The organism is Veillonella sp. CNR 79/14 (assembly GCF_003992185.1).
Classification (GTDB): domain Bacteria; phylum Bacillota; class Negativicutes; order Veillonellales; family Veillonellaceae; genus F0422.
The window spans coordinates 39,130-49,203 of the sequence record NZ_RQVH01000012.1; the positions used below are offsets into that span (position 1 = coordinate 39,130).

General features: G+C 40.7%; 7 protein-coding genes and 1 other annotated feature. Of the genes, 5 read left to right on the forward strand and 2 right to left on the reverse strand.

Going from position 1 to position 10,074, the window contains the following annotated elements; all coding sequences use genetic code 11:
* Positions 1-57: 57 nt before the first annotated feature.
* Positions 58-1,503, reverse strand: coding sequence for an aminoacyl-histidine dipeptidase (locus EO119_RS05450; protein WP_126940952.1), 1,446 nt, complete (start codon positions 1,501-1,503; stop codon positions 58-60).
* A gap of 167 nt (positions 1,504-1,670) precedes the next feature.
* Between EO119_RS05450 and EO119_RS05455 the strand changes: the two genes are divergently transcribed.
* Positions 1,671-2,648, forward strand: coding sequence for an asparaginase (locus EO119_RS05455; protein ID WP_126940953.1), 978 nt, complete (start codon positions 1,671-1,673; stop codon positions 2,646-2,648).
* Between the two features lie 73 nt (positions 2,649-2,721).
* On the opposite strand, the gene EO119_RS05460 is transcribed toward EO119_RS05455, so the two are convergent.
* Positions 2,722-3,456 (reverse strand): adenosylcobinamide amidohydrolase, encoded by a 735-nt coding sequence (locus tag EO119_RS05460; protein ID WP_126940954.1) that lies wholly within the window; start codon positions 3,454-3,456, stop codon positions 2,722-2,724.
* A 102-nt stretch (positions 3,457-3,558) separates the two neighbouring features.
* Between EO119_RS05460 and yfbR the strand changes: the two genes are divergently transcribed.
* The 4 genes from yfbR to EO119_RS05480 all read left to right on the forward strand — a co-directional run bounded on the left by yfbR (position 3,559) and on the right by EO119_RS05480 (position 9,848).
* The gene (gene yfbR / locus EO119_RS05465) at positions 3,559-4,152 is read left to right on the forward strand and encodes a 5'-deoxynucleotidase (RefSeq protein ID WP_126940955.1); all 594 of its coding nucleotides are present in this window, start codon (positions 3,559-3,561) and stop codon (positions 4,150-4,152) included.
* A 198-nt stretch (positions 4,153-4,350) separates the two neighbouring features.
* Positions 4,351-4,561: a binding site (T-box leader), on the forward strand.
* 123 nt (positions 4,562-4,684) lie between these two features.
* On the forward strand, positions 4,685-7,345 hold the full coding sequence (locus EO119_RS05470; RefSeq protein WP_126940956.1) for a valine--tRNA ligase: 2,661 nt from the start codon (positions 4,685-4,687) through the stop codon (positions 7,343-7,345).
* A gap of 11 nt (positions 7,346-7,356) precedes the next feature.
* Positions 7,357-8,649, forward strand: coding sequence for a folylpolyglutamate synthase/dihydrofolate synthase family protein (locus tag EO119_RS05475; protein ID WP_126940957.1), 1,293 nt, complete (start codon positions 7,357-7,359; stop codon positions 8,647-8,649).
* The gene (locus tag EO119_RS05480; protein ID WP_126940958.1) at positions 8,622-9,848 is read left to right on the forward strand and encodes an O-antigen ligase; all 1,227 of its coding nucleotides are present in this window, start codon (positions 8,622-8,624) and stop codon (positions 9,846-9,848) included. The genes EO119_RS05475 and EO119_RS05480 overlap by 28 nt, the downstream gene beginning before the upstream one ends.
* Positions 9,849-10,074: the final 226 nt, after the last annotated feature.

Below are 10,074 nucleotides of genomic sequence, written 5' to 3' on the forward strand. Positions count from 1 at the left end.
CATAATGATGTGTATACAACGGGGGGAATCGCGTAGCAATCCCCCTTGTGTATGGTGTTATTGTAATTTTTCTAATAAGGTTAATAAGAATTTAGATACTGTATCTACTGCTGGCAAGTGTAACCGTTCTTTTGGAGTATGAGCGCCTAAGATAGTAGGACCAAAGCTAATCATTTGTGTATTTGGTAATTGTGCTTTTAATAAGCCACATTCAAGGCCTGCATGCACGGCTGTTACATGAGGTTCTACACCGATTACCTCTTTGTATAGAGCAATCGCTTGTTCTTCTAAACGGCTACCACGTTCGTATTCCCAAGCTGGGTAACGACCTTGCTCGGAAGCCGTGAAGCCATGTGCTTTTGCCAATGTCATGATGCGGTCACGTAGGTATGCTAGTTGACTCATAGTCAAGCTACGTACGGAGATAAGAATATCTAATTGTGTGTCATTATCTTCTATGATAGCGATATTGTTGCTGGTATCTACTAAGCCCTCTAACTTTTTACTCATACCAAATACACCATGAGGTGCTAAGTATAAGAATTGCAAGAAGGTGTGTGCTTGTGCATCACTATAGATTGTAGCAGGTGTGTCACAAGGAGTGACTTTCACTTGTAGATTTGGATCTTGTGGAGATAATTCGTGACGAATGATCTCAGCGTTGCCTTGAATATGAGCTTGTAATGCATCTGCATCAGAAGGTTGGCAAAGAATAGTTGCCTCTGCAAAGCGAGGAATCGCGTTATGTTTAGAACCACCTGTAAAATGGCTTAAAGAAATAGGGGATTCTTGTTGTGCTTCCACTAATAAGCGAGCTAGGATTGTCACAGCATTACCAAGTTGTTCACCAATTTCAATGCCGGAGTGACCACCATGGAGTCCATCTACGGAGACTTTCAAAGCAGTTAATCCAGCTGGTGTTGGTACAGCGTTCGTTGGCAAGGTAAGGTCCAAACGACAGCCCCCAGCACAGGCTACAATGAATTCATGTTCTTGTTCTGTATCGATATTGAGCAAATATTGTCCGTGTAGGCGGTCACCTTTCACAGCCATGGCACCATTCATACCTGTTTCTTCATTAGTGGTAAATAGGCATTCTAAAGGTCCATGCGGGATGGTTGGATCATCTAGCACGGCCAGTGCCATCGCCACAGCGATGCCATTATCGGCACCTAGAGTAGTTTCGTTGGCGTGCAACCATTCACCTTCTTCAATCAGCTCGATGGGGTCCTTGGAAAAATCGTGAGTGGATGTGTCAGATTTTTCTGCCACCATATCGATATGACCTTGTAAAATGATAGATGGATGATTTTCATAGCCAGCAGTTGCATTAGCACGAATGATTACATTTAATTCTTCGTCTTGTTCTGCTTCTAAACCTCTATCTTTGGCAAATTGCATTAGAAAATCGCTAATACCCTGCTCATTACCAGATTCACGAGGGATTTGACTGATTTCACGGAACCAGTGTAATACATTAGTTGTATAGTTAGTATGTGTCATAATAAACCCTTTCTTAGGATGGATGAAATATTCAATAAAATAACTATACTCTATTAGCCGTAAGGGGTCAATATAAGAATAAATGATTCTTTTATGATGAAAGTCTATGTCAATGGTGTGCCAAGGAATGCTATAATAAGAATAGTGATTTCAAAGGAGGTTATCACATGAAGGATACAAAGATTATGATTATAGGCACAGGAGGTACCATTGCAGGTACAGGAAATGGGTCTAGTGCATTAACGGAATATAGAGCGGGATCCATAGGCGTGTATGATTTGATACAGGCTGTGCCTGCTTTGAATGAGTATGGTCCTTTTGAAAGTGTGCAATTCTCTAACATAGATAGTTCTGAAATGAGCCCTTATCGGTGGGTACGGTTAGCACTACTTGTGAATGAAGTGGCTGAGCGAGATGATATAGGTGGTATTGTTATTACCCACGGCACAGATACGATGGAAGAAACTGCGTATTTCTTGCAATTGACGGTACATACGAAGAAACCGGTTGTGATGACTGGTTCCATGCGTCCTGCTACAGCACTCAGTGCTGATGGTCCGGTGAATTTGCTGCAAGCAGTGCAAGTGGCGCGCAGTGAAAGTGCTATCCACCAAGGTGTTCTTGTAGTGATGAATGGATACATTGATAGCGCTAGAGAAGTAGCAAAATTACATACCACCGATGTGGCTACCTTTGGAAATACCCAATTAGGCCATATGGGGTGTATACAAAATGGAAAGGCTTATTTTTACTATACTCCATGTCGTAAGCATACAAGTGACAGCGAATTTATTTTGCGTGAAGAAGTGGAATTGCCACAAGTGGGAATTGTGAATCTCTATGGAGGTATGGATACAGAAATACTAACTATGGTAGCAAGTCGATCACAAGGGTTAATTGTGGGTGGTTTTGGGCATGGCACATTGCCACAGGCTGTACGAGATACGCTCAAAAAAATTACCATTCCCAAAGTACGATCATCTCGCATTGGAAATGGTATTGTGTCCAGTAATTCATCAGATGTAAAAGAAGGCTTTATCGTTAGCGATTCCTTGTCACCTGTGAAAGCTAGAATTCTTTTGATGTTGGCTTTACAACAAGAACGAAGTCGAGAAGATTTAGAGAACTTATTTGCACTCTATTAAGGCATCTCTTGTTCTGCTATGCATTCTATAGAGGTCTAGGTTAACGAAATGGTAGCAAATAAGTCCATAAAATTTACAGATCCAAGGTAGCTGTGTTTTCTAATGCTTTTTCTATAGCACTTCGCACGGCTTTAGCTAAGGTGTCACCAAATTGGGAGAAGGTTCCTGTATCTGTCAGGAGCGCTCCATTTGGATCGATGGTCATGATGACGCCATCTGTGGATGTACCAGTGGCAGGCTGATTAGATAGAACGCTAGTGATTCCTATAGATTGAAGTGCCACTGTTTTGGCTTCGGTAATTGTGAGAAGTGATTTTGTAAGTGCTCCATCAGTAAGTGCACAATTAGTAAAGACTAAGAGATTGATGGTGCCTCCAGCGTGAAAAACTCCATCTTTTTCGTAGTATGTGTAGCCATCGCCTGCTCGATGCGCTGTTTTTTCAACACCGGCGGTGGCAATGACTTCTACGATGATAGTTCCTTCTTGGTAACATACATAGGCATGTCGATTCATAGAGGCACTAGTCAATAAGGCTGTACAAAAATGGATGGGTAAGTCTAACTGTACGCATTCTTTTGCTAAATAGGCAGAGGTGGACCCACCAGGTAATTCACTTTCATTATTGACAAAAAAAGTTAATTGCTGATTGCGTACTGCCATGACATGGTGTAGGCCACCGTTGAAAGGGCTTGTGCTGATGGCATAATAGGGCATATCATAGGTAATGGTAATGGCTGAACTATGGATGTCCACGTAACCACCACTACGTAGTGTAGTAGGAACCTTGTATTGATTGTAATTGGGCATATATCCTCCTAGTAAGTAACATGTTATTTTATATAGTTATAGTACCATAAAAAGAACTAGGATAGTATAATAGATTATATAATCATTGAGGAGGAGTCTATCATGGAAGAGAGTCATTTTTTTGCGCTATTGCAGCGTATGAAATATATTCAACGCTGGAGCTTAATGCGCAATACAGAAGTAGAAAACTTACAAGGCCATAGTTTGGAAACAGCTATGATTGCGCACCAATTAGGCGTGTTACGGAATACCTATTTTGATGGGGCTGTAGATGTGAACCGATTAGCGGTATTGGCTATGTATCACGATGTGAGTGAAGTTTTTACAGGAGATATGCCGACACCGGTAAAATATTTTAACCCTAAGTTGCGTGCTCTCTATGGAGAAGTAGAACAGTTGGCAAATAAAACTTTGTGGCATACATTACCAGAAGAGGTTCAACCGTGCTATGAGGAAGCTTTATTAGGTAGCTCTGATGAATATGCAGTCTTAATTAAAGCAGCAGATACGATGTCAGCATTTATGAAATGCGTCACAGAAAAAGCTGCTGGTAATGATGAGTTTAATGCAGCCTATGACAGTATTTATAAGCGTTTGCAGGATATGAATTTACCAGAGGTGAATTTATTTTTGAAAGTGTATGTTCCGAGCTTGACAAAGTCTTTAGATGAAATGAATGTGTCTTTTGCAAAGTAAGAGTGTACTTATTACTTTTCATGTATGCAAAGGACATGTTACCTATATGAGTACAACTATAGAGGCTTTAAAGGTGTCTAAAAAGAACCCTGGGATTGTTATTAAGGGGAACCTGTACTATCTCTAGAAAATATAGAGGGTTTATAGTTTGTCATATTGACGTCATTACATACTTTCACGTATACTAATATTATATAGATAATGACTAAGAAGAGGAAAAATCTTTTGAACGCATCACAGAGAGCATTGGGTTGGTGGAACAATGTATGTAATAGAAAGAGGGTAGCCTCGGAGTTGGCATGGTGAACTAGAGTAAGTATGCCCGCTGATCAGCGTTAACGATAATGAGTGATTGCTACGGCAATAATCTAGGTGGTACCGCGGAAGTATAGACCCTTTCGTCCTAATGGACGAAGGGGTCTTTTTGTATATAGAAAGAATATCTATCATTTTTGCGACTTTGCAAGTTTACCATAGAAATATGCTTATTGAAGGGTAGGAATGTAAAGATATATTTGAACTAGGAGGACATATGAAGGAATATAAAAATCTCACAACTTACAATCCAAAAGAGATTGAACAACAATGGTATACATATTGGGAAGAGAAAGGGTACTTTCATGAGGAAGTGGACACAAATAAAGAGCCGTTCAGCATTGTCTTACCGCCACCAAATGTAACAGGTCAATTGCACATGGGTCATGCTCTTGATAACACCTTGCAAGATATTTTGATTCGTACGAAACGTATGCAAGGCTACAACGTGTTGTGGATGCCTGGTACAGACCATGCAGGGATTGCAACGCAAGTAAAAGTAGAAGAAAATATCATGAAAACAGAGGGAAAATCTCGTCATGATTTAGGTCGTGAAGAGTTCTTGAAACGTGTATGGGAGTGGAAACAAGAGTACGGTAGCACCATCGTAAAACAAATTCGTAGTTTAGGTGCTTCTTGTGACTGGACGAGAGAGCGTTTTACCTTGGATGAAGGTTACCATGAAGCAGTATTAAAAGTATTCGTAGAGTTATACGAAAAAGGTTTAATCTATCGTGGAGAACGCATCACTAACTGGTGCCCTAATTGTTTGACAGCTTTATCTGATATCGAAGTAGAACACGAAGATGAAAATGGTCATTTATGGCATATTAAATATCCTGTAATCGGGGAAGAAGATGTATTTTTAACAGTAGCTACCACTCGTCCTGAAACGATGTTTGGTGACGTAGCCGTAGCGGTGAACCCTAACGATGAGCGCTATGCCCATTTAGTAGGCAAAGAATTATTGCTTCCATTCGTGAATCGTCATATCCCAATCATTGCCGATGAATACGTAGATCAATCTTTCGGTACTGGTTGCGTAAAAATTACACCAGCTCATGACCCTAATGACTTTGAAATGGGACAACGCCATAATTTAGAAAGTATTGTGGTGATGAACCCGGATGGCACCATGAATGCAGGAGCAGGTCACTTTGTAAATATGCCTCGTGAATTAGCGCGTAAACAAGTAGTAGCAGAATTAGAGGCGCAAGGTTTATTAGAAAAAGTGGAAGAACATGGGCATAGTGTAGGTCATTGTTCTCGTTGTAACACAACAGTAGAACCTATGGTATCGAAACAATGGTTTGTATCTATGGAACCATTGGCAAAACCTGCTTTAGAAGTGGTACGTGACAAATCTATTGAATTTGTACCAGAACGCTTTACTAAAACATATACCAACTGGTTAGAGTCTATTCGCGATTGGTGTATTTCTCGTCAATTGTGGTGGGGACATCGTATCCCAGCATGGTACTGCCAAGACTGTGGGGAAACGATTGTAACGACAGAAACATTGACAGAATGTCCACATTGCCATGGCAAAGTAGAACAAGATCCAGACGTATTAGATACATGGTTCAGCTCTGCGTTATGGCCATTTGCTACAATGGGTTGGCCTGAAAATACAGAGGAAGTGAAACATTGGTACCCAACTAGTGTTATGGTAACAGGCTACGACATCATCTTCTTCTGGGTAGCTCGTATGATTTTCATGGGCTTAGAATTTAAAAAAGAAATTCCTTTCAAACACGTATTCATTCATGGCCTAGTACGTGATAGCCAAGGTCGCAAAATGAGTAAATCCTTGGGCAATGGTATCAATCCATTAGAAGTGATCGAAGAATACGGTGCCGATGCGTTGCGCTTTACCTTGGTAACAGGCAATACACCGGGGAACGATATGCGTTTTTACATGGAACGTGTGGAAGCAAACCGTAATTTCGCTAATAAAATTTGGAATGCATCCAAATTTGTGTTGATGAACTTAGAAGGCTTTGATGAAAGTTTTGTACCAAGCGCAGAAGACTACACATTGGCAGATAAATGGATTCTAGAAGAATACAATAAAACAGTCACAAACATTACGAATAACCTTGATAAATTTGAATTAGGGGAAGCAGCGAGCGCTGTATACGATTTCATTTGGAATACGTACTGCGACTGGTACATTGAATTAGCGAAACCTCGTTTGTACAACAAAGAAGGTGGCCGTGACCGTCAAACAGCTCAATACCTATTGGTATCCATTCTTCGTCATATGATGGAATTATTGCACCCATTCATGCCATTCGTAACAGAACATATTTGGCAACACTTGCCACATGAAGGGGAGAGCATCATGGTTGCTCCATGGCCAAGTACATTATCCATGGAAGGTTTCGGCTCTGCAGCGGCACATATGAATGTGATGATGGACGGCATTAAAGGTATCCGTAACATGCGTGCAGAAATGAATGTACCAATGGGCAAACGTTCTGAAGTTATCTTAGTGCCTGCTACAGAAGAATTGAAAGGTATCTTAGAAACCCATGGTGATTACTTCCATACCTTAGGTTGGGCAGAAAAAGTAACAGTATTTTCACCAGATGCGCCAAAACCAGAAAATGCTACAGTAACTGTGGTGAACGGCTTAGAAGTGTACTTGTTGTTGAAAGATTTAATTGACGCAGATAAAGAAAAAGAACGTATCGCCAAAGAACAAGCCACAGTATTGAAAGAAATCGCTCGTTTAGAAGGTAAATTGAACAACCAAGGATTCTTAGCGAAAGCTCCTGAAGCGGTAGTAGCGAAAGAAAAAGAAAAATTGGAAGAATACAAACAAAAACAACAAGCCTTGAACGAACGTGAAGAGTTCTTAAAAACATTAGCATAAGGAGATCCATCATGAATTATACGGAAGCGATTGCCTACCTAGAAGAGGTAGCCTCCTTTGGGATTCATCCAGGATTAGAACGGATTACAGCGCTATTAGAAGAGCTAGGAAATCCACAACATACATATAAAACGATTCATGTCACAGGAACGAATGGAAAAGGGTCTGTTTCTACTTATATTACCTATGGCTTGTATATGAGCGGGCTTCGAGTGGGGATATTTACGTCCCCGCATCTGCAATCCTACACGGAGCGCATGCGTGTGAATACGGCCTGCATTACAGAAGAGGCTTTTGCTGATTTGATTGAACGTGTAAGTCATGCTGTGAAAACCATTATGGATCGCGGTGTGGAAGCACCCACACAATTTGAAATCTTGACGGCAGCAGCATTCTTATTCTTCCAAGAACAAGATGTGGACTATGCCGTTATCGAAGTAGGCTTAGGTGGATTACTAGACTCTACGAATGTCATCACTCCAGAAGTGGCAGTAATTACAAATGTGACCATTGACCATCAAGCGTACTGTGGAGATACCGTAGAGGAGATTGCCCGCCATAAAGCAGGTATCATCAAACAAGGAGTACCTCTTGTAACAGCAGCTCAAGGGAGCGCTCTAGATGTGATCAAGGAAACGGCTCGTTCTCTAGGCGTGACCTACCATGTGTTCAATGAGGACTTTACCATCGATAGTCGCAGTGCGATGGCGATGGGACAAATGATTACTGTAAAAGATAAAGAAGGACATAAAGACATGCTCTTTACTTCTATGCATGGTATCCATCAAGCCCTGAATTTAGCGTGTGCAGCAAGGGTATTGCAAATCCTGAAAGACAAAGAACAAGCAGTGAGCGAAGAAACGTACCGTGAAGGCTTAGCTCGTGCTACTTGGCCAGGACGGTTTGAAACCTTCAAAGTCCATGGCAGGACAATCATTTTAGATGGGGCTCATAATGCGAGCGGAGCAGAAGCCTTTTCTATGACTTTCAATGAACTGTATCCAGAAAAAGCGAAAACTGTGGTTTTATCAATTTTGGAAGATAAAGATGTATCCACTATGGTTAGTTATTTAGTGGGACAAAAAGACCGTGTTATTACGGTACCAGCACCAACACCACGAGGCATTGCACCGCAACAGTTGGCCAAACAAATGCCCGTCCAAGCAGATCCTATGGAGACAATCCAAGAGGGCTTAGACCATGCTATGAAAATAACTAAGGAAGGCGATATCATCGCTGTGGTGGGATCCTTATACATTCTTGGGGACGTGCAACAATGGATCGCCCAAGAAATGGGGCACTAATGGATGCCCTACGTAGACTATCTGTGGACCAATGGATAGTCTACCTCCTCTATGGAGCCACCGTGTGCATTCCTTTAGTACCCATAGGTGGCAATATTCTTGTCCTTGTGGCGGGGATACTGGCATTGTTGTTTGATAGGCAACGATTTTCTGGGGCCTTACATTGGCTACAATGGGCAGTTCTGGGGTTTATTCTTTGGACGGGATTTTCTATCGTTAATTCCATAAATATACAATGGTCGGCTATGAGCTGGTTCTACCATATAGGTATGTATGGCAGTATCTATTGGTTGATGACATATTATATAGATAATGAATTACGGCAGAAAGCGTTTTTGTCCTTATTTTGTATGACTGGAGTTCTCGTGTGCTTAGGTGCGGGATATCAGTATTTTTATATGACTCCGGAACATATTCATGAATGGGTGGATAATGTTCATTTTCCAGGACTCATGCGGCGCATGTATGGGACGTTACAGAACCCTAATTTATTGGGTGAGTATTTATTGTTTGTCCTATCCGTTGGTGGATTAGGAACGATACAGGTATTGAAAGCTAAAGATTGGAAACGCTTTGCTTACATGGCATTAGCAGTCATATGTATGCTACTATGTCTTGTCCTTACTTATTCGAGAGGCATGTGGCTTAGTTTGGCTATTGTTGTATTTGTGGCAGGTATTTGTGTAGAGCGAAGATTATTATATGCCCTTCTAGTAGTGCCGTTGGTGTTATTCTTTTACCATGGGGAAGTATCCAGTCGATTGTGGTCGCTCTTTAGTGGGCAAGATACATCAGTCATGCTCCGGTGGGCATTATGGGATAGCACTATGTACATGATAGAAGATTTTCCTATCTTTGGTATTGGTTGGGATGCATTTTGGATGACCTATCCAGACTATAATTATTTTATCCAAGATCCAACGGTCATAATCTATCATGCCCATAATTTGTATTTGCAAGTGGCTGCAGAAACGGGTCCGATTTCCTTGTGCTTGTTGTTAGCAATTTTATTAGGGCATAGTAGAAATATGCAAAAACAAAAGCACCTTGCCATTCCATATCGCTATAGTATGACCTTGATTACCGTAGTTGTTTTGGTAAGCGGTCTCTTTGATCATGCTTTATATAGCCAGCAAGTAAGTATGGTCTTGTGGCAACTATTAGGCTTTTCTATGAGTGTCATACGAAATAAAAAATAATATAAAACTTAAAAAGTATAGAGAAGGTCTTATGACAATCTCTATACTTTTTATATGTGGTAATCATTGTGTTTAGATTGTATATTGTCTATAACAATATTTGCATACATCAATTGTTATAGAAGAGTATGAATATTGAATTAAGAAATATGAAAAATGATACTGTTGTTTTGAAGTTAAAGGAATCATCAATTATATAGCTTTGAGTGGACTAACACAGTAAAGT